Genomic DNA, 24,477 nt, shown 5'->3' with positions numbered 1-24,477 from the left:
CCTTGAAGAAATGGCCCTGTACCTCGGAGGGCAGTCGCAGGTTCTGCACGCATGCGATGCAGGAGGTGATCACCATCAGCGCGGTGGCGGCGAGTGGAAAGGCACCGGGCGAACTGAGGGACTCGAAACCGGCGATGCTGTAGGCCTGCCAGAACAGATAGACGCTGAGAATCACCATCAGGAACCCGAACAGGGTTTCGCCGGGTTTGGTGTAGATATGCTGGGAATGAGGCATGGTGATAGGCTCACTCTAATTATTATCGGTTGGATACTCGGTCAACCGGTGTTTCTCGGCACCAGAGCCGGGCCGAAGCCCGGCAGCTGGCTGTATTACTGCGGACGTTTGATGCCGAAATCTTCAGGAGAGTGACGGGCGAATCCTGCGTCGTAGACGATCCAGGACGAAACGGAGCGGTAGTTCTCAAGGAACGTTTGAGCCTCTTGGCCTGAAATGTTCATCACCGAGAAACCGCGCTTGTCCATCAAATCGTTGAAGTCCGGGTTTTGCGCGGCGGTGTGGAACGCTTCGACCAGCTTGTTAACGGCTTCATCCGGCGTGCCTTTTTTCACGAACACGCCGAAGAACGGGCCCCAGGGCAGGTAGTTGTTGAAGCCGGGGAAATCGTCGGTAATCGGTGCGGTGTCCGGCAGCAGCGGGTTGGCTTTGGTGTCGACCAGGCCGATCACCTTCATACGGCCAGCCTTGATGTGTTCGATGGCTGCGCCCAACACTGCGGGCATGATGTCGATCGCACCGCCCTGAAGCGCTGTCAGCGCAGGGCCGTCACCATCATAGGGAACGCCGGTGAAGTCGATGTGGGTTTCAGCTTCGAGCATGGCCAGCACGATTGAGGTCAGACCGCCGGGTCCGGTGGAGCCGGTTTTGATTTCGCCCGGATGCGCCTTGGCGTAATCGATCAGCTCTTTCATGTTGTTGTACGGTGCATCGTTGCGTGCAACGAAGATCGGAATGCCGCGGGCGAGCACGTTGATCGGGATCATGTCGCTATAGTCGACGTCCGCCAGGCCCAATACCTTGTACATCTGCGGGTTCTCGGCACCCATCAGCAGGGTATAGCCGTCGGCTTTCATGGCATTGACGTATTTGGTGGCAATGGCGCCGACGCCACCGGTCTTGTTGGTCATGATGATATCGCGACCGAGCAAGTCTTCAGCGTGGGGCGCAACGGAGCGCATGACAGTATCAGTCGAGCCGCCGGCACCCCACTGGATGATGCCCTGAATGTCCTTTTCCGGATATTCCGCCTGTGCAGTGCCTGCAATGAGTCCGGCAAACGTAAGGGCCGCCAGAGTCTTGGTCAGTGTCTTTTTCATGCCTGTTTGTCCTTTCTTGTTATGGGATGACGCGTGCGATTAATGTCGCTCTCAAAGGGTAGAACGTCAAATACCAATATTTCGTACATCTATAACATCATGTTAATTTGTGGGTGGGACATAGGCCGTCTTCGCTTCGCAAACCAACACTCAGGCCCGGGAGCTCACGAAAAGAGATGCCAAAAAGACAGCTCACACTGCGACAGATTGAGATGATCCGGGCTATCAAGGTGGCAGGATCAATTGCCGGTGCGGCCCGGCTGCTGAATGTCTCCCAGCCGGGCGTCAGCCGAACGATGAAACACGTCGAAACGATACTGGAGATCAAACTGTTCACCCGCTCGGGCGGCAAATACACACCGAGTCCTGAGGCGAGTGGTATTTTTGCCCAGCTCAATGAGCTCTATAAGAAACTCAATGATCTCAACAAGTCGATTGAACAGCTCGAACATGGACAGGATGTACAACTGGTGTTTGGGTCTGTCCCCAGTCTGGCGCTGGCCATGGTACCTCGCGCATTGCGACGACTAAGAGAGCGGTATCCCGCGCTTCACATCAACCTCGAAACCCTGAAGCTCGAGGAGGCGATCGACTACCTCCTGCTTGGACGCGGGGAGTTCGTTTGCATGAGCTACCGATTCGAGCATCCCGCGATCGAGTTTCAGCCGCTGGCCGATGGCGAGTTGCGTTGTGTTGTGCATGCTGACCACCCACTGGCCGATCACGACCATGTAACGGCACAAGAGATCGCACAATATCCGCTGATAGGGGTCGACCCGGGCGACCCCTATGGCCAGATTCTCAACAGTGTTTTTATTAACGCCGGTGTCGATTACGACCTGACCTTTCGTGTGCGCTTCGGCTCGATGGTGATTGCATTGGTGCGCCAGGGGCTCGGTATCGCCATTCTCGACAACTTCTCGTTGGCTGACCTCGGCCATGCATCAGGTGATCTGAAGGTGATCTCCCTTAGCGATCCGGTGCATTTCAGTACCTACGTCGCCACGAGAAATGACAGGGAGCTATCGAGCTTCTCGGATACCTATATTGAGCTGATGAGAGAAGAGATGAGTCAGCTGTGGCACCATAAGGCTCAATAACACGAAGGGAAGCTAGCAATGAAAACACTCAAGGATATACCGCTCTCGATTCTCGAACTCGCGCCGATGAGGCTGGGCGAAGGCGCAGGCGATACGCTCAGCCGCATGCTGGATGCCGCCCGGCATGCCGAGCAGTGCGGCATCAATCGCTATTGGCTGGCAGAACATCACAACATGCAGGGTATCGCCAGCTCAGCAACCTCGGTGCTGATCGGTGCCGTTGCCGCCTGTACCGAACGTATGCGGGTAGGGTCAGGCGGCATCATGCTGCCAAATCATCCGCCGCTGGTTATTGCCGAGCAGTTCGGTACTCTTGATGCGCTCTATCCTGGGCGGATCGATCTGGGGCTTGGGCGAGCCCCCGGCACCGACCCGCTGACAAGCCGAGCACTGCGCCGTGACGATATGCGTGCCGAGCACTACCGCGAAGAGGTCGAATCACTGCAGCGTTTTCTCGGGCCCGCCGATCCTGTGACCAGGGTCAGGGCGGTGCCTGGGGAAGACAGTAATGTTGCGATCTGGTTGCTCGGCTCGAGCCTTTACAGCGCTCAGTTGGCGGCTGAAAAAGGGCTACCTTATGCATTCGCCGGGCATTTTGCACCGCGCCACGCCTATGAAGCCGTATCGCTCTACAAAGAACGTTTCCAGCCTTCCGACGCGCTTGAGAAACCCTACGTCATGCTGGGTGTGCCGCTTATTGCGGCCGAAACCGATGAGGAGGCCCATTATTTGGCCACCTCATCTCAGCAGCGAGTCCTGTCGTTGATGAGGGGGGAGCCCCTGTGGCTGCGCCCGCCCGTCCAGAGCATGGAAGGATTGTGGACTGAGCAGGAGAGAGCCTCTGTCGAAGCATTTTTGGGGCTCTCGATCATCGGTGGACCGGTGACGATCAAGTCAAAGCTTGAGCATCTGATCCGCGAATTCGAGGTGGACGAATTGATGTTCACCAATGATCTATACGATCAGGAGCAGCGTAAGGGGGCGCTCTCCATATTGGTTTCCTGTCGGTCTTAGGGATTTCTGGCTTGTAAGTGAGGTTGTTCGAGCCCCCTAAATTATTAAATATTATAATTTGTGCGGTTAATTTAAGGTTCGCTTAATATTGTCTGTAGTAGTCTCCACCATAAATATAAGGACGAGACATATGAAACTATCGGGCCTCATTTTGGGCGGCGCTATTCTGCTGTCGCCCATTCAGCTGTTTGCGGCAGACCTTGTTCCGGGCACCGTGGCTATCTACTCGAACGGGCAGGTTAAAAAGCTATCGTCCGCCAATGACGAGTGGACCCTCTGGGAAAGCGCGCGCAAGAGACTCTACAAGGAGTCTACCCTCCCTTATCTTCCTACGCTTGAGTATCGCCGCTTTCCCTCTGAAGCCGGTGGATACGAGCAACAGGTGATACCAGAGAACCTCGAAAAACTGATCCCGTTCGGTGCGGCCGAGACTATCGCCTTTACTGTGCGTCGCGTGAAAAGCGATGGCGAGAGCAGTTCTCGGCAATGGCGTTGCCAGTACGAGGGCAAAGGAGAGGAGCGGGTGATGGAGCAGAACCAGCGGGTGCTGCGCTATAGCTGCAAGCGTGTGAACCCGTTTTCGCGATCCCCGTTAAAGGAAACTCGCGAAATCACCTTTGCGCCCGATTTGGGTGTCGTTGTTCAGGAGACGGTATTGCGTCCGGGGCGGCAGGATAAAACTTCTCGCCTTGAGTATCTGCTGCCACCGAACGAAGCGAGTTATGCCCGTATAGCGGAACTGGTAAAAGACCTCCGTGATTAACCAGAAGATGTCGGAGGGTTCCGCATTGTTAGTTGACAACTTGGCGGGCGCTAAACGTGCCTTCACTACCCGTAACGTCGATTTAACGCAGGCGTCGAGAATAGGTGAGGCGTCTCTGGCGCCTGGCGACGTTGTTGTCGCCCGGGTGGAGCGCGTGCGACAGCACACCCGGTTGGAGGATCAGTACGGCAGACGGGTGTGGTTATACCCAGGTGATCGTCTGATACTCGTGGCGGCACCCCGATATTCCACGGCTCAATACCATGCGGACATGCCATCCGATACCGGTGAATGTCATTTGGTGGCATCTGGGGGAATCGCTGCCTGGGTGCGGGACCGGAGTCTGCAGGTGAAACCGGCCACTGAACTCACGCTGGAGGGCGTGCTTCTGGATAAGGATGGTGTTGCGTTAAACCTTAAGCGTTTCCAGACGCTGCCGGCGTATGAGGGGGTATCAAATGGTCGGCTCAGTACGGTGTTGGTGCTGGGGAGCGACATGGACTCGGGCAAGACCACAACGGCGTGCGCGACGATCAAGGGGTTAACCAACGCAGGCTTTCGTGTGCAGGGTGCCAAGCTGACCGGAACTGGGGCCGGGCCTGATTATTGGCGCATGCTGGATGCCGGTGCGACGCATGTCAGTGATTTTGTCGACGCAGGTTTTGCATCGACCTCGGGGGCCACCACAGATCAGATTTTGGAGGTTCTGGCCAGAATTCATCGTCAGGCTCTCGAGCGGGGTAATGACCTGCTGGTGGTGGAGGTGGCTGATGGGGTCCTTCAACCTGAAACATCTGCTCTGTTGGCCAGCCCGGTCTTTACGTCTTTTTTTGATGGGGTTTTGGTTGCGGGGGATAACGCAAGCGCGGCCGCGTTCGTGTCCGAGCGGGTGGCGATGGCAGGCATGCCAATTCTAGCAATCAGTGGCGCATTGACACGATCACCTCTGGCTGGTCGGGAAGTGACAGCCGCCACCGGATTACCTGTGTTTACCCCAGACCAGCTACAGTCCGCTGATGTTGTGCAATCTGTGCTAGCACCTTTGTTGAGAGGTGGCGATGTTGCCCTCGGTGCTGTCGAGTAAGCGGCGACGAGGATGGTTTCTGCTGCTGGTGTTGAGTGGCCTTGTCCTGTCAGGCGCGCTGGCAGCACTGTTTTTAACGACACGTCGGCTTGGCTCGACAGGCGTTGAAGGCCTCTCGGTCGACACCCTTCTTAGCCTTTTATTGGCGCTGATCACACTATCGGTCGGCCGGTTTGTTGAACGTTACGGGGCTGAGGTAATGGCACAGGATTATGTGCAAGAGTTACGGGACCTCGTACTCGCCCACGCGCTTGCGTTGTCCAGCCAACATAACCCGCGTATCAACAATGGCGGGACACTGCTGCGCCTGACAGGGGACATGGGGGCGATACGAAACTGGATTGTTCAGGGCATGGCCCCGTTAGTGGTGCTGGGCACTTGGCTGTTTGCATCCATGGTCACGCTTGCGCTTTTGCACTGGACTCTGGTGATTGCAGCCGTGTTTCCCCTGGTGGGTGCGCTGGCCCTGAACTATCGGTTGGGAAAAACGCTCTATCAGGTGTCCGGCACAGCGCGGCAGAAACGTACGCGCCTCATTCGAAATGTGACGGAAAAACTGGCCGCCATTGATGTGGTCAGGTCTTTCAATCAGTCCGGCAGGGAGCGGCGGCGTTTCGAGCGCCAGGGACGCAACCTCTGTACCGCGTTGAACCGTCGCGCGCAACTGTCGGGGCTGTTGAGAGGCGTGAACGAAGCGATGATGCTGGTGACGTTGTTCGCGCTGGTGTTTTGTGGGCTAAAGCTTGTATCACAGTCGCTTTTGAGTCACGCCGATTTCGCGATGATGTTAATCGCTTCACTGTATCTGTTGACTAACTTAAGGCGTCTGAGTCGCGTCTATGAGTTATGGACCCTCAAGCGCGTTGCATCAGACAAGCTTAAAACGTTCTTGCTGGTCGAATCCCGTCGACAACCCCGTAAACATAACCGGATTAGCCGCGATCGGCGCTCACCTGTGGTATTGCAGGGTGTTGCAGTTGAGGGGCGACTTGAAGCGGCGGATGCGACGCTGGCCATCGATGACCGAGTGTTGGTGAGTGGCCCCGGTGGTAGCGGAAAATCGACGTTGCTTCGCGTATTGGCCGGGCTGGAAAACTGTACCAGTGGGCGTATCGAACTGGCCGGTATACGCCAGCAAAGCATACAGCGGTCAGCGTGGAGCAAAGCGTTTGCATTGGTTAGCGACGAGTTGCCGCTGCTGCGGGGAACCGTAAACAGCAACTTGTTTTATGGCAGGCGCCATTTTGAAGATGACTATTATCGGCGCGTCCTGAACTGGACCGGACTTGATCGATTGATGGAGGCTGGGCTGAGCCTTGATACAACGGTGGAGGCGCAAGGCAGTAATCTTTCGAGCAGCGTCCGATACCGGCTGATGCTGGCCAGAGCGATGCTAAGACGCCCGGCCTATCTACTCATCGACAGTCATGAGGCGCATCAGGATACGGATGTCGTCGACACACTTCAGAACGCGCTAAAACACTATCCTGGCGGCATCGTAATCTGCAGCCACTCGGGCAATCTGGAGCCTTTCTGCACTCAACGTTGGGCGGTGTCGAAGGATGCGGGCTTCTGTGTCTACCCGCTGGTGGGCAACCATGAGGAGTCGCTACGCAGCCATGTATCTTAAATCTCTCGCTATACCTGAGCCGGGCACGTGTCTCAGAGTTGAGCTCAAAGAAGCCCAGTCGTTGATCTGTTCGATTTACAGACCCGAGCGTGAGCACAGACAGGATCGCGTTCTGGTGGCCGTGCACGGTATCTCTCGTAATGATCGGAGCCAGTTTGCAGCCTTTCGTGCGTTGGCCGATCGCCTCGGCGTAAGTCTGTTTGTCCCCCGTTTTGATGGCGAGCGTTTTCCAGCCTATCAGCGGCTGGCGGCTAAGCCCGAGCAGGTCAGAGCCGATCGGGCCTTGAGTATGCTGTTATACCGCTGGCAGACGCTGCGGCGTCTGCCTTCACTCAAAGCCCATATGTTCGGGTATTCAGGTGGTGCCCAGTTTGCCCATCGCTATGCCTTGCTCTACCCCGATAGGGTCGCCACGTTAAGTGTCTGTAGTGCTGGCTGGTACACCCTGCCACAGGACGATATTCGGTATCCCTACGGGCTTAAGGGCTGGCCGCAGTGGTTGGGCAGTCCCGACAGCGAAGCTTTTCTGAAACTACCCATTCTAGGGCTGGTCGGTGAGGGGGACAGTCAGCGTGATGCAGCGCTGCGCAAGAGCGAAAAGCTGGACCGTATTCAGGGCAAGACACGTGTCGACCGGGCCAGACACTGGGTCGACCAGATTAATCGCCGCAGGTCCGTGTTGGGTATCAGCAGTCATGCACTTTTACAGGTCATGCCCGGGCTCAGTCATGATTTCGAAGCCTCAGCTGACAGCGGATTGATGCTACCGCTGATCGAGCAATTCATTCAAAGCAATGGGAGATAGAGATGTCGCTGTCAAAATGGGCGGGATTTGTTGTTACCGCCGCACTGTTGTCGGGGTGCCAGATAAAGCCGCAGATGGAGAAAACACAGCTCACTAAAGCGGAGTTGAAAACGCTGTTTGCAGGTAAAACGGTTGAGTCTTACAGCCTCTCTTCTGGGGCGACCAGCTTTACCTATTACAGCCCCGATGGCCGGGCAAGACAGGTCCGCTTTTGGGAGCCTCGAGATGGCTACTGGAAGGTCACTGACGACAATGAGATCTGCCTGAGCATGGAAGGCAAGGATTTTTCCTGTCGCCCGGTCTTTCAGGAAGGGGACCGATACTACAAGTACCGTATGGACGGCGACGAATGGGTACGCGTTATACGCTACCGACAGTTTATCGATGGTGATCGCCTGTAGCCTGAGCCGGGCTCTACAGAAAGCCAGTCGGCATTACGTAATATCTTTCAAATCGTTGCTGAGGTGGGTGTCATAAATGTCCTAATTGCATTAAGTGCGAAATATGTTATAAATCCCAACATCTGTCTGTTGGGTTGTTAGGACAATGAAGACGCTCACCACCGGTGACATAGCCAAGTTATGCGATGTGAATCTGCGAACGGTCATTCGCTGGATAGATCGCGGCGCGCTCAAGGGATTCAAGCTGCCCGGGCGCGGTAACAACCGCGTCAAGGTAGAGGACTTCATTGCCTTTTTGAATGAGAACGGGATGCCGATTCCGTCTGAACTGGCGGGTGAGGGCAACCGGCGTGTACTGGTTATAGACGACGAACCGGCCATTACACGGGTCATTCGCCGTATCCTGCAAGCAGAAGGCTACGACGTTATCATCGCCAACGATGGCTTTCAGGGCGGCACCAAGCTGCTTCAGGAGCAGCCCGCACTGGTAACACTCGATTTGAGTATGCCGGGCATGGATGGTTTCGAAGTGCTCGAGTTCATACGTAAGACCCCGGACGTTGCTCATACGCGAGTGGCGGTCATCTCGGCACTGGGCGATGCCGAGCTTCAGCGCGCGAAGGAAGCCGGTGCCGATCTGGTACTGAGCAAGCCTTTCAATAACGATCAACTTGTCAGCATCGTAAAAGAGCTGATTGGCTGACCCCCTCTCAGCTGGTAGCGCCCGGCTCCCAGCTCAGATAACAAACACTGACATCGATCCCTCTTTCCAGACAAAACTCCAGCCACCGTTGTTGGTGATCCTGCACGCGGTCCCCTGGGCCTTTGACCTCGATTAGCCTGTAGCCTGTGGCCGTGCGACTCTGCGTGTTTGCCGGGAAAAACTGTACCAGATCCGGCAGCCCTGAGCGGTGGCTGGGAATATCCTCAAGCAGCCGCCTGAACATCGCCTCCAGATCGGCAGGCGGGATACACGCCAGCGCAAGGGAGACCAGCTCTTCACTGAGCAGCGGCCAATTGATGAACGGGCAGGCAATACCGTATTTATCCGCGCGACGTTTGAGAATCTCGTCCTTGTAAGTCGGCGAGTGCAATGCGTTAAGCGCGCGCTCGAATACCTCCTGACGGCGCTGGACGAAATCGGGGCTGGCAAGATCCGATGCGGCGGCCTGAAAGGGGTTGAAAAAGGCCCCGGGAAGCGGCGCATAGAGTGCAGGCCAGCACAGCAGCGCGAACAGGCCGTTGATCAGTCCGTTCTCGACATAGTAGACCGGGGCGTCCGGTCGGCTCAGATGCTGGGCGACGCTCGCTTCCACCGGAGCGGGGCCTGGCAGGGCCAGCTTTATCTGCGGCAGCCGTGTCCGTGTGAGGCGGGTCTTTGGGGTGAGTCCCAACTGGCGACTCAAGCGGCGCTCTATACGTGACAATGCGGTTTGTTCAGCGGGCCTTTTTGAACACGCAAGTGCGTCGAGCAGGGCGCTGTAGCTATCCCGGTCAGGTTTGCTCAGCTCCAGTACCCGAAATGTCCGCTGGTTTGCTTCGACGTGCCTGCTTTGGCGGTAGAGTTTCAGCGCAAGGTCAAAGTCGCCTTCGCGCTCGGCGCCGCGGCCGATCTCGAACAGGGTGCGTGAGTAACGTCGTTCAAGCCAGTTGCTGCTTGGCGAATCCGGCAATTGAGCATACACCTGGGCTGGCGGCTCTCCCGCTGACAGGGCCTCCCGTGCGAGATGCAGTTGGAGGTAGATATCCACCTCCTGTCGGCTGGTGAACGCCCGCGAATCGCGTGTGAACGGTACCGGCTCAAACTGTTTATAACCGAGCTCGGTCAGCACAAAAGCACTGAGATCCTGACTCATATTACCGAAAAACATAAGCTGCACGCGTGTAAAGAGTGCGTCGCAATTGAGCTGAACAAGCTTGTCGCTCAGCGCGGGTGCCCATTGATCGAGGCGATGAACAGCGTCGGCGTGCAGCGCTTGCAGGTGTTCCTGGATGCGGGTCTTGGTGGCAGACGCCGGAAGGCCTTTCAGGTCACTATCAAGGAAATCGCGTAACTCTCGGAGGGTGAGGAGTCTGCATAACGCATCAGTATCGATCTCCGGGTTAGGCTTCACCCAGCGCTGTTCGATCAGAGGGCTGATCGCGTCGTCGGTGGAGCCGATTTCGCTGTAATCCAGCCGCGAGGTTCTGAACAGCTCGCCGCGGCGCATCAACATCCGTACCAGCAACGCGATCGACGGTGTTGGCAGCCTCAGTAGTTGGTCGATGCTGCGGCGTTCCGATTCCAGCAGCAAGTCGCCGTGGCGCCCGACTACCCACTCAACCAGTGTGCGAAAGTTACGCAGGTAATAAAGCGGATCATCGAGATCGGCGCGTGGCAGGGTGTCGGGGGCTAAATCGGACATCGCAGGGGCGTCTTGGTGGAATTACCCGCCAGTATACCCTGCGATGGGTGTCGCCTTCAGTGTCAGGCGATGCCCGATCAGGCCAGCAGGCACTTGATCTGTTTACGGCGCGCAGGTGCTATGGCATCAAGCGGCGTGACCAACCCCTGTTTGAGAGCCGTATGCGCCGCAGAGTCTGGCTTGCGACTGTCGATTAGCGTAATGGCCCGGCGAGCGATGGACTGGGCCCGTTCGGCGTTTTGCATCAGATTGCGGATTGCCAATTCGGCCGTCACCTGTGCTTCACGCGGATGCCAGCAGTCGTAGTCGGTCACCATTGCCAGTGAGGCATAAGCGATCTGAGCCTCCCGCGCCAATCGTGCCTCGGGCATATTGGTCATGCCGATTACGCTGGCACCGTAACTGCGATACAGGTTGGACTCCGCCAGTGTCGAAAACTGGGGGCCTTCCATGCACAGATAGGTGCCGCCGCGGTGCAGCCTGACGGCCTCCTTTTCGGGCAGCGTTTCTACCGCCATTGCAAGCAAAGCGCCGAGGTTCTCGCAGGTCGGCTGAGCCAGCGATACATGGGCTACCACGCCGTCACCAAAGAACGTATTGGGCCGCTGACGCGTCATATCGATGTATTGGTCGGGTAGCACCATATCCAATGGCGCAATCTCCTCTTTAAGTGAGCCCACGGCTGAGAATGAGAGCAGGTAGCGCACACCGAGTTGTTTCATTGCGTAGATGTTGGCGCGGTAGGGAACCTCCGAGGGGAGCAGTGAGTGATGGCGCCCATGGCGTGCGAGGAAGGCAACCGACACGCCGTCGATACGGCCGGTAACAATGTTGTCCGACGGGGGCCCCCAAGGGGTATCGATTGTCAGCTCCGCCATATCCTCCAGTGCATCCATCCGGTAAAGCCCGCTGCCGCCGATGATGCCGATGGTGGTTGTCTGCATACTGTCTCCTTGACCTGTTTATCCTCTCAAAGTCGCACAACTGTTGTTTGCCTTACACGATAATCGAAAATTTACGCCTAAGCTGTAAGGAATGCTGCTGAAGAACGACAGTTAGCAAAAGGTGGTCTCTATCGGGGAAGTGGGTATGGGGCAGAGCGACGAGTTGAGCCCGCATGTTGTGTTGGTTGGGGGAGGTCATGCCCATCTGTTTGTGTTGGAGGCACTGATCGAAGGCAAGTTGAAAGCGCCTGGCGCGGTATTGGTGTCGCCCTCTGAGCGTCAGTATTACTCCGGGATGTTGCCGGGCGTGGTGGCCGGTCATTACAACGTAGACCAGTGTTGCATCGATTTGAAGGCGCTGGCCAACCGAGCCGGCATTGCGTTTATGGAGCAGCGTGCAATTGGGCTGAATACCGATGAACGTCTGGTCGAGTTGGAGGGGGGAGAGTGTCTGCCCTATGACTTCGTTTCGCTGGATGTGGGTAGCGAGACCGACAATCGGGCGTTTTCCGGCTATGAGGGCTGCATGTTTAGCGTAAAGCCGTTGGACCGATTTCATGCCCAGTGGCAGGCGTTTACCGCAACGGCGGAGCGACGGGGGGGTTGTCATCTGGCCGTTGTGGGGGCCGGTGCTGCTGGTGTTGAGCTGGCAATGGCAACCAACTACGCGCTTACCAAAATGGGTGTGTCGCCCAGAGTGAGTCTGATCGCGTCAGAGAATGGTTTGCTGTCAGGTTTTTCTGACGGCGTCCGGTGTCGGGTTAGAGCCGAACTTGAACGGCAAAACATAACGTTGTTAACCGGGCGGGTCTCAGGAGAGGGGACAGAGCTGTCCCTGTCCGGTGGCGAGCGCCTGCGTGTCGATGCAGTCATTCTGGCCAGCGGGGCGATGGCTCCTGCTTGGCTGGCCGGTAGCGGACTTGAGCTTGATGACAGTGGCTTTGTGTTGGTGGATCAATGTCATCGCAGCCGCTCGCATCCGCAAGTGTTTGCCGTGGGAGATGTTGCAGCACGGCCTGACTCGTCGCTGATGCGCTCGGGCGTGCATTCGGTAAGAGCGGGGCCTGTATTGGCGCGTAATCTGGCGTCGTCGCTGGCGTTCAAATCGCTGTCACCTTTTCATCCACGCGGTGTCGTGCTGTATCTGCTGGCCTGTGGCCGCAAACACGGCGTCGCAAGCTGGGGGCCGCTGGCAGCACGGGGCGATTGGGTGTGGCGGTGGAAAGATCGCATCGACCGCCGGTTTATCAAACGCTTCGATGCTCGATGTCACAGCATGAACGAAAGAGGATGAGCGCTGTGATGCGCCTTCACAAGCGATAAAGAGTGTAAGGCCAAGCTGTTTTGTTCGACAAAGGGGTAATTCGAACGAATTAGCTGTTACCAAGGAGATAAAGATGCATGCAACCCTGCCGCTGCTGGAGGCTACGGACTTTCCTGCTATCAGCCGAGCACGTACCGAAATACTTCAGGTCAATCTGGGTTACAAATGCAACCAGCGCTGTGTGCATTGCCATGTCAATGCAGGCCCGACTCGAACCGAGATGATGTCTTCTGAACTCATCGACATGGTGATTGAGGTGCTCTCGCGCAGGCGTATTGGAACATTGGATCTCACCGGTGGCGCACCGGAGTTACATCCGGAATTCAGGCGTTTGGTGGTGGCCGCGCGTAACCTGGGTGTACGTGTGATCGACCGGTGCAACCTGACCATTCTATTTGAGCCGGGCCAGGAGAATCTGGCTGAGTTTCTTGCACAGCACCGCGTTGAGGTGGTGGCGTCTTTGCCCTGCTATTCAGTTGAAAACGTGGATCGCCAGCGTGGCAAAGGTGTATTTGATAAAAGTATTCAGGGGCTCAGAGCGCTCAATGCGTTGGGGTATGGCCAGAGTGTAGGGGGGCTTCAGCTCAACCTCGTCTACAACCCGCAGGGCCCCTCGCTGCCGCCCGATCAGGGGGGCTTGCAGGCCGATTACAAGCGCGAACTGTTCGAGCACTTCGGTATTGTGTTCAACAACCTCTATGCCTTGGCCAATATGCCGATTCAGCGTTTTGGGTCGATGTTGATCTCCAAGGGGCAGTTCGAACCCTACATGGCATTGCTGAAGGCCAATTACCTTGAGGCCAATTTGGACGCCGTTATGTGTCGGTCATTGATCAGCGTGGACTGGCAGGGCGCGCTGCACGATTGCGATTTCAACCAGCAATTGGGTTTGGCGCTAGGCGGTCATCCGCGAGCGCATCTGCGTGGCTTGCTCACGGCAGACTACGAGGGTGACGCAATCTGTGTGGCCGATCACTGCTACGGTTGTACGGCAGGGCAAGGCTCGAGTTGCGGCGGTGCCCTTGGGCACGAAGGTTGAGGAGTTCAACTCAAGGTGAAGTCCAAACTGTTACTTCTGGCTGCGATTCTAGCTTTGGTACTGCTGTTCTTCCTGTTCGACGGGCAGCGGCTGCTGACATTGAATGCATTAAGGGGTGGGCTTGATACCTTCCATGATTGGCGGGATCAGCAGCCGTTATTAGTGTCGGCCGGCTTTTTCATTATCTATGTCGCGGTAACGGCGTTGTCGTTACCGGGCGCTGCTGTCATGACGTTGGCTGGCGGCGCGCTGTTCGGCTTGCTCTGGGGTGTGGTGCTGATCTCCTTTGCCAGCACAATCGGCGCAACACTGGCATTTCTTGTGTCACGTTACCTCCTGCATGACTGGGTACAGAACCGGTTTGGTCGGCGCTTACAGTCGATTAACCGGGGCATTCAGCGAGACGGCGCTTTTTACCTGTTCACCCTGCGTCTCGTGCCGCTGTTTCCGTTCTTTCTGATCAACGTATTGATGGGGCTGACACCTATTCGTGTTCGTACCTTCTACTGGGTTTCACAGGTCGGGATGCTTGCCGGTACGTTGGTATATGTAAATGCCGGAACACAACTGGGCCAGTTGGAGAGTGTGTCCGGCATCCTCTCGGCCGATTTGATCATCTCCTTTGCCCTGCTTGGGCTGTTTCCGTTCTTGGCCAGAAAATTGGTGAATATGATTGCCAGACGACGTGTTTACGCAGGGTGGACCAAGCCGGAGCACTATGATCGCAACCTGATCGTTATCGGGGCTGGCGCAGGAGGATTGGTAACCGCCTACATTGCGGCTGCCATAAAGGCCAGGGTAACGCTGGTTGAAGCGGGCAAGATGGGGGGAGATTGCCTTAACTACGGCTGTGTACCCAGCAAGGCATTGATACGCACAGCGCGCCTTGCCGAAGAGATGCGCACCGCTGACCGACTGGGGCTTGAGGTGTCCGAGCCTTCTTTCTCGTTTAAAAGCGTCATGCAGAGGGTGCAGTCTGTTGTCGACTCCGTTGAGCCCCATGACAGCGTTGAGCGCTATACCCGCCTCGGGGTTGAGGTGCTGGCAGGTTACGCGAGGCTTATCGACCCCTGGACAGTGGAGATTCAACTCAACGATGGTGGCCTTCAGCGATTGACCGCTCGCAGCATCGTTCTCGCCACAGGCGCGTCACCTACCATACCGGCGCTGCCGGGGCTTGATCAGGTCGACTATGTCACCAGCGATACGATTTGGCAGCGTTTTTCCGAACTGGATGCGACGCCTGAGCGTCTAGTCGTGCTTGGCGGCGGGCCTATAGGGTGTGAGCTGGCTCAGGCTCTGGCGCGCCTTGGCTCCAGGGTGACGCTGGTGCAGCGAAGCGCTCGCGTGCTGCCACGTGAGGATATCGATGTATCCGAGATGGCAGCGGTTTCGCTGCGCCGGTCAGGGGTGGAGCTTTTAACCGGCGTGACGCCGCTTCGGTGTGAGACCGATGGCGCAGGCCGCTATCTGGTCATCGACGATCAGGGTACCCAGCGACAGGTCGCCTTTGATCAGCTGCTGCTGGCGGTAGGGCGCAGTGCCCGTCTTACGGGATACGGTCTTGAGGCGTTGGGTATCGATACCAACCGCACCATTGCGACTAACGCATTTTTGGAAACCCGTTACCCCCACATCTATGCGGTCGGCGATGTCGCAGGCCCCTATCAGTACACTCACGCGGCGGCGCATCAGGCTTGGTACGCCGCGGTAAATGCCCTGTTTGGCAACCTGAAACGGTTTGCTGCCGACTATCGGGTGATGCCGCGCACCACGTTTCTTGATCCAGAAATTGCGAGCGTGGGACTCACCGAACAAGAGGCCGTGGCCACGGGCGTGCGTCATGAAGTGACCCGTTTCGATCTGGATGATCTGGACAGGGCACTAACCGAGAGTGCCCGCGGTGGTCTGATCAAGGTGCTCACCCCGCCCGGCAGCGACAAAATCCTCGGGGTGACGATCGTCGGTGAGCATGCAGGCGATATGCTGGCCGAATTCGTGCTCGCCATGAAACACGGGCTTGGTTTGAACAAGATACTCGGCACTATCCATGCGTATCCCACCTGGGCTGAAGGTAACAAATTTGTCGCCGGTGAATGGAAGAAAGCACATGCGCCGCACCGGGTGCTGAGTGCTCTGGCGCGCTATCACCGCTGGCGTCGGGGCGATAGGGGCGCTGACACGTGAAGCTGTCGATTATCGTGCCGGTGTTGAACGAGGCGGATCATCTGCCGGCTTTGCTTGAACACCTCGCCCGTTGGCGTGAACAGGGCTGTGAAGTTGTGTTGGTCGATGGCGGAAGTCGAGATGGTTCCTGTGACCTCATCCGTCAGGGGGGATTTTCACTGGTAGAGACGGGTAGAGGCCGCGCGCGGCAGATGAACGCAGGCGCTGCCATTGCCAGCGGCGATATGTTGCTGTTTCTGCATGCGGACAGTCGCCTTCCTGATGATGCACGTCTGCAAATTCAACGTATCGATCATACGCTGGAGAGCGTCTGGGGGCGATTCGATGTGGAGATTGAGGGCCGTCCATTAATGCTTAAAGTCGTGTCGGGGATGATGAATATACGCTCACGCCTGACCGGTATAGCGACAGGTGATCAGGCAATTTTCGTAAGTCGGGCTCTATTCGAAAAGGCCAAGGGTTATCCCGATCAGCCGCTGATGGAAGATATCGAACTCTCACGCCGCCTTTTGCAGCTGTGCAGGCCGCAATGCCTTAAGGGGCCGGTGCAGACCTCAGGTCGGCGTTGGGAGTCTCGTGGCGTCTGGCGCACCATCCTGCTGATGTGGCAGCTGCGCTGGGCCTACTGGCGCGGTACACGGGCGGAACAGCTGGCGCGGAGATACCAATGAGTACGCGCATCGTTGTGTTGGCTAAAGCACCGCTCGCCGGACATGCGAAAACCCGCTTGATTCCTGCACTGGGGGCGCTGGGGGCCGCGGAGCTTGCCGAGCGCATGCTGCATCATACCCTTGCCGAAGCGGCCGCCGCGGATATCGGGCCTGTCGAGTTGTGCGTAACACCCGACCCTACACATTCATGCTGGCAAGGGTTTCCCGAATGGGCAGATCTGACCGCACAGGGGGAGGGGGATCTGGGCGACAGAATGGCCCGGGCGTCCCGGCGGGCACTATCGACCTGTGACCGTGTGATGCTGATCGGAACCGACTGCCCGTCCCTTACGCGCGAGAGGCTTAACGCTGCATCCCGGGCTTTGCACCACGCTCAGGCCGTGATGATACCGGCCAGTGATGGCGGCTATGTGCTACTGGGTCTTACCGCATTCGACCCCACTTTGTTTACCGATATGCCCTGGAGCACCGATCAGGTCGCGGATCTGACACGCCAGCGAATCAGGGCGTTGGGGTGGACGATGTATGAGCTCGATACGCTGTATGACATCGATGAACCCGAAGATTTGAATTATCTGCCGCTGTTTCTGCAACAGGAGTAATCGCATGAACGAGCAATTGACCGGCATTATCGCATTGCTGGCACTGGCCTCGGTGCTCGTTTCGCGCCGGGCTAAAGGCGAGGGCGCATTTTTCCAGGGACTCTCCGATGATGGGCGTGCGCCGGGCCTGATCACGCTGACGTTCTCGCAAGTAACCACCTGGATATTTGCGCGCTCACTGATGAACGCGGCTATTCTCGGCTTCTACTACGGCATTTGGGGGACTATCGCCTATGCCGCTTACTACCTGTCATTCTTTGTCGGCGGACGGATTATCGACCATCTGCGCTTCGAACAGGGCTATACCAGCATCCAATCGTTTCTCAACGACAGGTTTGGTCGATGGGGGACGGCCTGCTACAACTTCGTTATCGGTGTCAGGCTGGTCAGCGAGGTGCTCGCCAACCTGCTGGTGATCGGCATCCTGCTGGGCGAGGCGGGCAGCCAGTCCTATACGTTTGCCGTCATCGGGCTTGCACTGGTGACGTTGGGCTATTCCATGTTTGGCGGGCTTAACGCGTCGCTTAGAACCGATCTGATGCAGATGCTACTGTTCATCGGCGTTCTTGTGCTACTGATGGTTGCCACGCTTGGGGCAGGCTATGGCACACCAGCACAGCTACTGTTTAAACCTTTCGAGATAACGTCCCCGGGGCCCATCCTTTTGCTGGTGGCGCTGCTTCAGGTGTGGAGTTATCCGATGCATGACCCGGTGATGATGGATCGTGGCTTCCTGGCGGATCGGGAAACCACCCGCCGCAGCTTCTTTCATGCCGGCTGGATCAGTGCTTTGTGTATTCTCGCCTTTGGCGTGCTCGGCGTGATCGCCGGCAGCGAAGCGCAGGCCAGCGAGGCGATGAATGCGGTACTTGAGCGTCTGCTTGGGGATACGACCATGCTCCTGTTTAGCGCTGCATTGGTTATATCGGCGATGTCGACGCTCGATAGCACTTTGTCCAGTTCCGCCAAGTTGGTGGTGGTCGATATGCAGTGGATGGCGCCCACGATCAGAAATGGGCGCATCGCCATGGCCCTGTTCATGCTGGCGGGTGTGCTGTTGGTGTTCGTCGGCAACAAGGATCTGTTCAGTGCGGTGGCTGTCAGCGGCACCGCCTCCATGTATCTGGCACCCGTGGTGTTCTTCAGCCTCTGGGGAAACCGACGCGATATACCGCTGTGGAGCTACATGGCCAGCTTTGGCTTCGCATTGGCCGGTGCCGTTCTCTATTTCACCGAGTCTTCCGGTTACTCATCGTTGTTGGGTGAAGCGCACAAATACACCAAGCTACTGTGGATCTGCGTTGCTGTTCTGGTAGCCGGTTGTTTTGTGTTCTGGCTGGGTGGGCGTCGCAAGGCGCAGGTGAAGCAGCCCGTTGCCTCAGTTCAGGGGGCCTGATGGAGTCGACGCAACACCTGGGTGTTCTGAACGGGCCGGTGCTGCTCTTTGGCGGCCCCTACAGCAATTTCGCCGCCACGCGGGCGATCCGGCAGGTGGCCGATGCGAGGGGGATACCGCCCGAGCGCTGTATCTGCACCGGCGACATTGTCGCCTATTGCGCCGAGCCTTCTGAAACGCTGGAGCTGATTAGACACTGGGGTATTCCAGTGGTGATGGGTAACTGTGAAGAGTCGCTGGCGCATGCGGCAGAGGACTGCGGTTGCGGCTTTGAGGAGGGCAGTGCCTGTTCCGTATTGTCAGAGCGCTGGTATGCCTACGCATCGTCCTGTGTCAGTGCTGAGCAACGGGCGTGGATGGCAACATTGCCGCGAAGCCTCACGTTTGTATTGGCGGGTAAGCGCGTCAGGGTGGTGCATGGCAGTCCGGGGCGAATCAACGAATTTATTTTTTCCTCCACATCCCGTTCGATAAAGCAGGGGTTCCTTGAGCAAACAGAGTCCGACCTGATAGTCGGCGGACACTGTGGTTTGCCCTTTGGGCAACGGCTGGAAAACGGGTATTGGTTAAATACCGGCGCGATTGGTCTGCCCGCCAATGACGGTACGTCGCGCGGCTGGTTTCTGCTGTTGGAGCCTCATAGCGACAGCATCAGTGCCTCGTGGCATCCGCTGATCTACCCCTGTCACCTGAGCGTCGCGGCCATGCGAGAGCGGGGGCTGGATAATGGTTACGCAGATGCCCTGGAAACGGGCTTATGGCCGAGCACCGACGTACTTCCAGATGAAGAAAAGAGGGCGACGGGCCGGGCCGTCGCACTATCTTCATTATCGATCGACTAAACTGAACACCGATCAGCGACAAAAAATACCAAAAAAACGGCAAATATCCCTTTGGGGGAATAGCTCCTGAGCCCCCCCTTCACTACAATGCGCGTTTTTCAAAATTCAGCCCGGATCGACCATGCTCAAGACACCTTACTATCTGATCGATAAAGCCAGTCTCAAGCGCAACATGGAGAAGATCGCCTATGTGCGCGAGCGCTCGGGTGCCAAGGCGTTGCTGGCGCTGAAATGCTTCGCCACCTGGTCGGTGTTCGACCTGATGCAAGAGTATATGGATGGCACCACCTCGTCCTCCCTGTTTGAAGTGAAACTGGGACGCGAGAAGTTCGCCGGCGAGACTCATGCCTACAGCGTGGCCTACTCGGACGAGGAGATCGACGAGGTCATCGCCAACTGCGACAAGATCATCTTCAACTCCATCGGCCAGTTGCAGCGCTTCAGTGATCAGTCGAAGGATGTGATCCGGGGTCTGCGCGTTAACCCGCAGGTCAGTACCTCAGAATTTATCATTGCCGATCCTGCGCGCCCGTTCAGTCGACTGGGCGAATGGGATCCAGCCAAGATCGAGATGGTGATCGATAACATCTCCGGCTTCATGTTCCACAACAACTGTGAAAACGACAGCTTTGAGCGCTTCGACGAGATGCTGAACACCATCGAAGAGCGCTTTGGACACCTGATCGCCAAGGTGGACTGGGTCAGCCTGGGTGGCGGCATCCACTTCACCGGTGAAGGTTACCCGGTTGACCGCTTCTGTGACCGTCTGCGCAGCTTCTCCGAGACGTATGGCGTGCAGGTCTATCTAGAACCGGGCGAAGCCGCGATCACCAAAAGCACGTCGCTTGAGGTGACCGTGCTCGATACCCTCTACAACGGCAAGCATCTGGCGGTGGTCGACAGCTCCATCGAAGCGCACATGCTCGACCTGCTGATCTACCGCGAAAGCGCCAAGATGGAACCTTGCGAGGGTCCGCACACCTATATGATATGCGGCAAGTCCTGTTTGGCAGGCGATATCTTCGGTGAGTTTAAGTTCGACAACGAGCTGTCGGTGGGTGACCGTCTGTCGTTCAAGGACGCCGCCGGTTACACCATGGTGAAGAAAAACTGGTTTAACGGCGTGCAGATGCCGTCAATTGCCATTCGGGAGCTCGATGGCAGTATCAGGCTGGTCAGAGCCTTTGGTTATGACGATTTTGTCGGTAACCTCTCCTGACAACACTTTTTGTAAATACGACGTTGAGGAAAGTGATGAAAAAAAATGTGCTGATTATTGGTGCAGGGGGTGTGGCACAGGTTGTCGCGCATAAATGCGCCCAACACAACGATACACTGGGCAATATTGCGATTGCATCGCGCACGCTGTCCAAGTGTGAAGATATTGTGTCCAGTGTCCTTGAAAAAGGCAGTATGAAGGTAGAAGGCAGTATCAAAGCCTATGCCCTCAATGCCCTTGATGTTGCCGCTACGGTAGAGCTTATTCAGCAGACCGAGTCTCAGATCGTTATCAACGTCGGTACCGCTTTCCTCAACATGTCGGTGATGAGCGCCTGTATCGAAGCCAAGGTGGCTTACCTTGATACCGCTATCCATGAAGAACCGAACAAGATCTGTGAGACACCGCCCTGGTACGCTAACTACGAGTGGAAGCGTCGTGACGAATGTAAAGAGAACGGCGTTACCGCCATTCTGGGTGTCGGTTTCGACCCGGGGGTGGTGAACGCGTACGCGAAGTTGGGTTGTGAACTGCTGGACTCTGTTGACTCCATCGACATTGTCGATGTGAATGCCGGAGACCACGGCCGTTATTTCGCTACCAACTTCGATCCGGAGATCAACTTCCGTGAATTCACCGGTACTGTGTACTCCTGGCAGAATAGCGAGTGGCAGTCCAACAAGATGTTCGAAGTCAGCCGTACCGACGACCTGCCGGTGGTGGGCGAGCGCACTACATACCTGAGCGGTCACGACGAGGTTCATTCTCTGTCGCAGAACCTGGGCGTCGCCAATATCCGCTTCTGGATGGGCTTCGGCGAGCACTACATCAACGTCTTTACCGTGCTCAAGAGCCTTGGTCTGCTTTCTGAACAGCCTGTTACGACGGCTGAAGGTCAGGAAGTGGTGCCGCTTAAGGTAGTCAAGGCTGTGTTGCCCGACCCGTCATCACTGGCGCCCAACTACACCGGCAAAACCTGCATCGGTGACTTCGTAAAGGGCAAGAAAGACGGCAAAGATAAAGAGGTCTTTATCTACAACGTGGCCGATCACAAGGAGGCCTACAACGAAGTGGGCAGCCAGGGTATCTCCTATACCGCAGGTGTACCGCCGGTCGCGGCCGCTATCCTTGTCGCCACTGGCGAATGGGATGCCAAAACCATGGTTAACGTCGAAGAGCTGGACCCGCGTCCGTTCATCAACCTGCTCAACACCATGGGCCTGCCGACACGCATCAAGGACGAAGAGGGCGACCGCCCGGTCTCCTTCTGATCCTAACCGCCGCCCCGCCTAGAGCGGGGCGGCGGGTTATCTTCACCCCTCCTTAATCCGAGAAACGCTTAACATACCGCTTAACGGACTCCTTACCCCCTGCGCCCCCTGTTTCAACACATGAGTGTAGATCTCGGTCGTCTTTACATCGGTGTGGCCCAATTGTTGTTGAACCGTTCGTATATCCACGCCGGATTGCAGTAGATGAGTGGCGAAGGAGTGACGTAACGTATGGCAGGTCACCCCTTTGCGAATACCGGCTTCTTGTGCGGCTTTCTTCACGACCTTATTGAGGTTATGCTCATCGAAATGGTGTCGCCTTAGACGGCCGCTTTCGGGGTCGACACTCAGACGAGACGCAGGGAAGAGATAATGCCAGCCAAGGTCAAAAGGCGCAGAGGGATATTTGCGGGCCAGTGCATCCGGCAACCAGACACCGGCATAGCCCTCGACAGCCGTATCACGAGAAAACAGAACCTCCACCATCTTCACCTGGTCACGCAAGAGTGGCAGCAACTCCTCCGCCAGTGTCACCAATCGGTGTTTGCCACCCTTTCCATACATCACTCTGATCTGCCGGTAGTCGAAATCGATATCCTTGACCCGCAGACGAACCAGCTCGATACGGCGCAGCCCGGAACCGTACAGAAGTGCCGCCATAAGATAGAGATGACCGTCAAGCCGGGAAAGCAAAGCCGACACCTCGCCGGTAGTCAAAACTACCGGCAACTTGCGTTGTCGCTGAGACCGGTTGAAGCCCGACAAATCACCCACCGTCTGCCCGAGAAACTTGGTCTTAAGAAATATGACCGCGTTCAACGCAAGGGCCTGAGTGCCTGCCGAGACATTTCTTTCAGTCGCAAGGAAGGTGAGATAACGCTTGATATCGTCATCCCCCAACTCCGACGGATGACGTTTACCGCAGAACAGGATGAACAGCCTGATCCAGTACAGATAGGAATCAATCGTCCGCCGACTGTAGCGCTGTACCCGCATGAAATCTTCGACGGATTTGAGAAAGGGCGACCTCGCCATGTGCAACACCTCATCCATGAAGTGTGTGCGGAACGTTATACCCTCTGGAAGGGTGGACGTCGAGAAGGAATACCCCGTGAGAGGATGATCGGACTTATGGATATGGAATTTGAGTTTGGAATCAGAGAGTTACTAATTCCCGACAAATTTAATCAGGAACTAAAGGGGTTTACCCCCTAATAATTATTATGGGGCCGAAGGCCCCATTAACAGGCTGTTATATTTAGGAGAGATCGTGTCGGTGGACCATGAAAAATACAAGGCACTATATGAGTATCAGAAAGACCAGTTTGAATCTGAAAGTGGACGATTCAACCGATTAGAAGATAAGGCTGTGAAATACTTAACCTCAATAACAGTCGCTGTTAGTGCTTACGTTCTTCTTGTTCGGTGGTGCGCTGACAAAATAATACCGCCCTCAGGAGTTCTAAACTGGCTGGTAGTCATTTCGATTGTATTCACCATTGTCTCCATGGCTTCATCTTGGAGCTTTATATTTCGAAGCATAAAACTCCAAGACCTAATGAAGATGCCTGTAGGAGAAGAAGTTTCAGAGTTGTTTCACAACAATGAACGGGCAACTGTCTACCTCAGTTTGTCCAAGAGGTATGCTGAGGCTGCAAAAGAAAAAGAGAGTCAGTACAACCTTAAGCTTAAAAACGTGAGAAAAGGCTACTCTGAAATTGTTTTCTCAGGGTGGTGTTTTCTTATCTCTATATCTTTGATATTTGCTAATGTATGGCTGGAGGGCTAGCTATGAGTGATAACGATTGTGACAATGAAACCCAAACTACTAATGAGCGTCCGCCAGACGTTGAGGCGCCAGAATTGGTTCCTGTGATGGAAGGCTATACCGAGCAGGATGATAAGGCCAAGCAAAAGTGATCTTAATATAACAAGCGGCATCACGCAGACCCGAGCTACGGCTCGGGCTGGTGTGCCGTGCGTTAGATTTTATGAACACCAATACAGTACTGGTAGCCTTCTATGAATCTCTGAATCGAGATTCTTCTGCTCCAGATAACGGGGTAGAAGACCGTCAGGCATTTTTAGATGTAGCGAGAGATGAACTCCGATCTATGGTGATTGAACCAATAGTAGTTACCGCTTTCTCTTCAGAGTGGGCCCGAAATTATGGAGAGTTTGAAAAGGAATCCTATGAAATGATCGCTGTGGCTGCTAAAGGTAATTCTTGGTTGCTCTATGAGCCAACTAGCCAAATGTTCTCTCTAGCGAGAAGAAACTCAGTAGGGAAACTTATACTGATAGGTTTCCGCTCAGATGACGCGCTAGCTGAGTGGTTAGGATAATGAAATCTAACAAGGCACTGAAAATCGGTCGCTTCGCTCCCTGGGACCTCAATAGCTTCGCTATTTCGGCCCTTTAGCGCGGCGTTATGAAATCCAATCT

General features: G+C 56.1%; 24 protein-coding genes and 1 pseudogene. 20 read left to right on the top strand and 5 right to left on the bottom strand.

Annotated elements, in window-relative coordinates:
* Positions 1 to 235 (bottom strand): annotated as a pseudogene (locus ADIMK_RS15250) (hypothetical protein); the annotation flags it as partial.
* 95 nt (positions 236 to 330) lie between these two features.
* On the bottom strand, positions 331 to 1,335 hold the full coding sequence (locus ADIMK_RS15245) for a tripartite tricarboxylate transporter substrate binding protein (protein ID WP_036190017.1): 1,005 nt from the start codon (positions 1,333 to 1,335) through the stop codon (positions 331 to 333).
* Between the two features lie 176 nt (positions 1,336 to 1,511).
* Here ADIMK_RS15245 and ADIMK_RS15240 point away from each other — a divergent pair, with 176 nt between their 5' ends.
* The 8 genes from ADIMK_RS15240 to ADIMK_RS15205 all read left to right on the top strand — a co-directional run bounded on the left by ADIMK_RS15240 (position 1,512) and on the right by ADIMK_RS15205 (position 8,835).
* The gene (locus ADIMK_RS15240) at positions 1,512 to 2,435 is read left to right on the top strand and encodes a LysR family transcriptional regulator (RefSeq protein ID WP_036190015.1); all 924 of its coding nucleotides are present in this window, start codon (positions 1,512 to 1,514) and stop codon (positions 2,433 to 2,435) included.
* Between the two features lie 18 nt (positions 2,436 to 2,453).
* A complete protein-coding gene (locus tag ADIMK_RS15235; protein ID WP_036190013.1) occupies positions 2,454 to 3,449 on the top strand; it encodes an LLM class flavin-dependent oxidoreductase in 996 nt (331 codons plus the stop codon).
* Positions 3,450 to 3,579: 130 nt separating this feature from the next.
* A complete protein-coding gene (locus ADIMK_RS15230; protein ID WP_036190011.1) occupies positions 3,580 to 4,212 on the top strand; it encodes a hypothetical protein in 633 nt (210 codons plus the stop codon).
* A 25-nt stretch (positions 4,213 to 4,237) separates the two neighbouring features.
* On the top strand, positions 4,238 to 5,296 hold the full coding sequence (locus ADIMK_RS15225; protein WP_156042945.1) for a P-loop NTPase family protein: 1,059 nt from the start codon (positions 4,238 to 4,240) through the stop codon (positions 5,294 to 5,296).
* Positions 5,271 to 6,926, top strand: a complete 1,656-nt coding sequence (locus tag ADIMK_RS15220) for an ABC transporter transmembrane domain-containing protein (protein WP_036190009.1) — start codon at positions 5,271 to 5,273, stop codon at positions 6,924 to 6,926. Before ADIMK_RS15225 ends, ADIMK_RS15220 begins: the two co-directional genes overlap by 26 nt.
* Positions 6,916 to 7,731: an alpha/beta fold hydrolase gene (locus tag ADIMK_RS15215; RefSeq protein WP_051692998.1), complete on the top strand. Its 816-nt coding sequence runs from the start codon at positions 6,916 to 6,918 to the stop codon at positions 7,729 to 7,731. Before ADIMK_RS15220 ends, ADIMK_RS15215 begins: the two co-directional genes overlap by 11 nt.
* Positions 7,732 to 7,733: 2 nt before the next feature.
* Complete coding sequence (locus ADIMK_RS15210) at positions 7,734 to 8,132, top strand: hypothetical protein (RefSeq protein WP_036190007.1); 399 nt, start codon at positions 7,734 to 7,736, stop codon at positions 8,130 to 8,132.
* 145 nt (positions 8,133 to 8,277) lie between these two features.
* A complete protein-coding gene (locus ADIMK_RS15205) occupies positions 8,278 to 8,835 on the top strand; it encodes a response regulator (RefSeq protein ID WP_036190005.1) in 558 nt (185 codons plus the stop codon).
* Between the two features lie 7 nt (positions 8,836 to 8,842).
* On the opposite strand, the gene ADIMK_RS15200 is transcribed toward ADIMK_RS15205, so the two are convergent.
* Both ADIMK_RS15200 and mtnP read right to left on the bottom strand, forming a co-directional pair.
* Positions 8,843 to 10,537: a VRR-NUC domain-containing protein gene (locus ADIMK_RS15200; RefSeq protein ID WP_036190003.1), complete on the bottom strand. Its 1,695-nt coding sequence runs from the start codon at positions 10,535 to 10,537 to the stop codon at positions 8,843 to 8,845.
* Between the two features lie 77 nt (positions 10,538 to 10,614).
* Complete coding sequence (gene mtnP / locus ADIMK_RS15195; RefSeq protein WP_036190001.1) at positions 10,615 to 11,481, bottom strand: S-methyl-5'-thioadenosine phosphorylase; 867 nt, start codon at positions 11,479 to 11,481, stop codon at positions 10,615 to 10,617.
* Between the two features lie 145 nt (positions 11,482 to 11,626).
* Between mtnP and ADIMK_RS15190 the strand changes: the two genes are divergently transcribed.
* From ADIMK_RS15190 to ADIMK_RS15150, 9 genes are all read left to right on the top strand, one after another.
* Entirely contained in the window at positions 11,627 to 12,775 is a 1,149-nt protein-coding gene (locus ADIMK_RS15190; RefSeq protein WP_036189999.1) for an FAD-dependent oxidoreductase, read from the top strand.
* Between the two features lie 103 nt (positions 12,776 to 12,878).
* A complete protein-coding gene (gene arsS, locus ADIMK_RS15185) occupies positions 12,879 to 13,844 on the top strand; it encodes an arsenosugar biosynthesis radical SAM (seleno)protein ArsS (RefSeq protein WP_036189997.1) in 966 nt (321 codons plus the stop codon).
* Positions 13,845 to 13,859: 15 nt separating this feature from the next.
* Positions 13,860 to 16,031 (top strand): dihydrolipoyl dehydrogenase family protein, encoded by a 2,172-nt coding sequence (locus ADIMK_RS15180; protein WP_036189995.1) that lies wholly within the window; start codon positions 13,860 to 13,862, stop codon positions 16,029 to 16,031.
* Positions 16,028 to 16,702, top strand: coding sequence for a TIGR04283 family arsenosugar biosynthesis glycosyltransferase (locus ADIMK_RS15175; protein WP_036189993.1), 675 nt, complete (start codon positions 16,028 to 16,030; stop codon positions 16,700 to 16,702). The genes ADIMK_RS15180 and ADIMK_RS15175 overlap by 4 nt, the downstream gene beginning before the upstream one ends.
* Positions 16,699 to 17,304, top strand: coding sequence for a TIGR04282 family arsenosugar biosynthesis glycosyltransferase (locus ADIMK_RS15170; RefSeq protein ID WP_036189990.1), 606 nt, complete (start codon positions 16,699 to 16,701; stop codon positions 17,302 to 17,304). Before ADIMK_RS15175 ends, ADIMK_RS15170 begins: the two co-directional genes overlap by 4 nt.
* A 4-nt stretch (positions 17,305 to 17,308) precedes the next feature.
* Complete coding sequence (locus ADIMK_RS15165; protein WP_036189988.1) at positions 17,309 to 18,700, top strand: SLC5/6 family protein; 1,392 nt, start codon at positions 17,309 to 17,311, stop codon at positions 18,698 to 18,700.
* Positions 18,700 to 19,542, top strand: coding sequence for a metallophosphoesterase family protein (locus ADIMK_RS15160; RefSeq protein ID WP_036189987.1), 843 nt, complete (start codon positions 18,700 to 18,702; stop codon positions 19,540 to 19,542). Before ADIMK_RS15165 ends, ADIMK_RS15160 begins: the two co-directional genes overlap by 1 nt.
* Positions 19,543 to 19,663: 121 nt before the next feature.
* Entirely contained in the window at positions 19,664 to 20,761 is a 1,098-nt protein-coding gene (gene nspC / locus ADIMK_RS15155; RefSeq protein ID WP_036189984.1) for a carboxynorspermidine decarboxylase, read from the top strand.
* 35 nt (positions 20,762 to 20,796) lie between these two features.
* On the top strand, positions 20,797 to 22,032 hold the full coding sequence (locus tag ADIMK_RS15150) for a saccharopine dehydrogenase family protein (protein WP_036189982.1): 1,236 nt from the start codon (positions 20,797 to 20,799) through the stop codon (positions 22,030 to 22,032).
* A gap of 42 nt (positions 22,033 to 22,074) precedes the next feature.
* Here ADIMK_RS15150 and ADIMK_RS15145 read toward each other — a convergent pair whose 3' ends face one another.
* Entirely contained in the window at positions 22,075 to 23,067 is a 993-nt protein-coding gene (locus ADIMK_RS15145; protein WP_036190021.1) for an integron integrase, read from the bottom strand.
* A gap of 235 nt (positions 23,068 to 23,302) precedes the next feature.
* Between ADIMK_RS15145 and ADIMK_RS15140 the strand changes: the two genes are divergently transcribed.
* From ADIMK_RS15140 to ADIMK_RS21995, 3 genes are all read left to right on the top strand, one after another.
* The gene (locus tag ADIMK_RS15140) at positions 23,303 to 23,821 is read left to right on the top strand and encodes a hypothetical protein (protein ID WP_036189980.1); all 519 of its coding nucleotides are present in this window, start codon (positions 23,303 to 23,305) and stop codon (positions 23,819 to 23,821) included.
* Between the two features lie 2 nt (positions 23,822 to 23,823).
* Positions 23,824 to 23,952: a hypothetical protein gene (locus tag ADIMK_RS22320; RefSeq protein ID WP_255344294.1), complete on the top strand. Its 129-nt coding sequence runs from the start codon at positions 23,824 to 23,826 to the stop codon at positions 23,950 to 23,952.
* A gap of 71 nt (positions 23,953 to 24,023) precedes the next feature.
* On the top strand, positions 24,024 to 24,377 hold the full coding sequence (locus tag ADIMK_RS21995) for a hypothetical protein (RefSeq protein ID WP_156042943.1): 354 nt from the start codon (positions 24,024 to 24,026) through the stop codon (positions 24,375 to 24,377).
* The last annotated feature ends 100 nt before the right edge of the window (positions 24,378 to 24,477 follow it).

Origin of the sequence: Marinobacterium lacunae, assembly GCF_000705555.1 — a bacterium.
Classification (GTDB): Bacteria; Pseudomonadota; Gammaproteobacteria; order Pseudomonadales; family Balneatricaceae; genus Marinobacterium_D; species Marinobacterium_D lacunae.
The sequence above is the reverse complement of the archived record's forward strand: the minus strand, read 5'-3'. Positions and strand labels throughout refer to the sequence as shown.

Excerpts from the sequence above, each read along its gene's own strand:
- ADIMK_RS15210 (WP_036190007.1), top strand. The coding sequence starts at position 7,734 with ATGTCGCTGTCAAAATGGGCGGGATTTGTTGTTACCGCCGCACTGTTG.
- ADIMK_RS15230 (WP_036190011.1), top strand. The coding sequence starts at position 3,580 with ATGAAACTATCGGGCCTCATTTTGGGCGGCGCTATTCTGCTGTCGCCC.
- ADIMK_RS15235 (WP_036190013.1), top strand. The coding sequence starts at position 2,454 with ATGAAAACACTCAAGGATATACCGCTCTCGATTCTCGAACTCGCGCCG.
- ADIMK_RS15205 (WP_036190005.1), top strand. The coding sequence starts at position 8,278 with ATGAAGACGCTCACCACCGGTGACATAGCCAAGTTATGCGATGTGAAT.
- mtnP (WP_036190001.1), bottom strand. The coding sequence starts at position 11,481 with ATGCAGACAACCACCATCGGCATCATCGGCGGCAGCGGGCTTTACCGG.
- ADIMK_RS15245 (WP_036190017.1), bottom strand. The coding sequence starts at position 1,335 with ATGAAAAAGACACTGACCAAGACTCTGGCGGCCCTTACGTTTGCCGGA.
- ADIMK_RS15220 (WP_036190009.1), top strand. The coding sequence starts at position 5,271 with ATGTTGCCCTCGGTGCTGTCGAGTAAGCGGCGACGAGGATGGTTTCTG.
- ADIMK_RS15215 (WP_051692998.1), top strand. The coding sequence starts at position 6,916 with ATGTATCTTAAATCTCTCGCTATACCTGAGCCGGGCACGTGTCTCAGA.
- ADIMK_RS15240 (WP_036190015.1), top strand. The coding sequence starts at position 1,512 with ATGCCAAAAAGACAGCTCACACTGCGACAGATTGAGATGATCCGGGCT.
- arsS (WP_036189997.1), top strand. The coding sequence starts at position 12,879 with ATGCATGCAACCCTGCCGCTGCTGGAGGCTACGGACTTTCCTGCTATC.
- ADIMK_RS21995 (WP_156042943.1), top strand. The coding sequence starts at position 24,024 with ATGAACACCAATACAGTACTGGTAGCCTTCTATGAATCTCTGAATCGA.
- ADIMK_RS15170 (WP_036189990.1), top strand. The coding sequence starts at position 16,699 with ATGAGTACGCGCATCGTTGTGTTGGCTAAAGCACCGCTCGCCGGACAT.
- ADIMK_RS15200 (WP_036190003.1), bottom strand. The coding sequence starts at position 10,537 with ATGTCCGATTTAGCCCCCGACACCCTGCCACGCGCCGATCTCGATGAT.
- ADIMK_RS15150 (WP_036189982.1), top strand. The coding sequence starts at position 20,797 with ATGAAAAAAAATGTGCTGATTATTGGTGCAGGGGGTGTGGCACAGGTT.
- ADIMK_RS15165 (WP_036189988.1), top strand. The coding sequence starts at position 17,309 with ATGAACGAGCAATTGACCGGCATTATCGCATTGCTGGCACTGGCCTCG.
- ADIMK_RS15145 (WP_036190021.1), bottom strand. The coding sequence starts at position 23,067 with ATGGCGAGGTCGCCCTTTCTCAAATCCGTCGAAGATTTCATGCGGGTA.
- ADIMK_RS22320 (WP_255344294.1), top strand. The coding sequence starts at position 23,824 with ATGAGTGATAACGATTGTGACAATGAAACCCAAACTACTAATGAGCGT.
- ADIMK_RS15190 (WP_036189999.1), top strand. The coding sequence starts at position 11,627 with ATGGGGCAGAGCGACGAGTTGAGCCCGCATGTTGTGTTGGTTGGGGGA.
- ADIMK_RS15160 (WP_036189987.1), top strand. The coding sequence starts at position 18,700 with ATGGAGTCGACGCAACACCTGGGTGTTCTGAACGGGCCGGTGCTGCTC.
- nspC (WP_036189984.1), top strand. The coding sequence starts at position 19,664 with ATGCTCAAGACACCTTACTATCTGATCGATAAAGCCAGTCTCAAGCGC.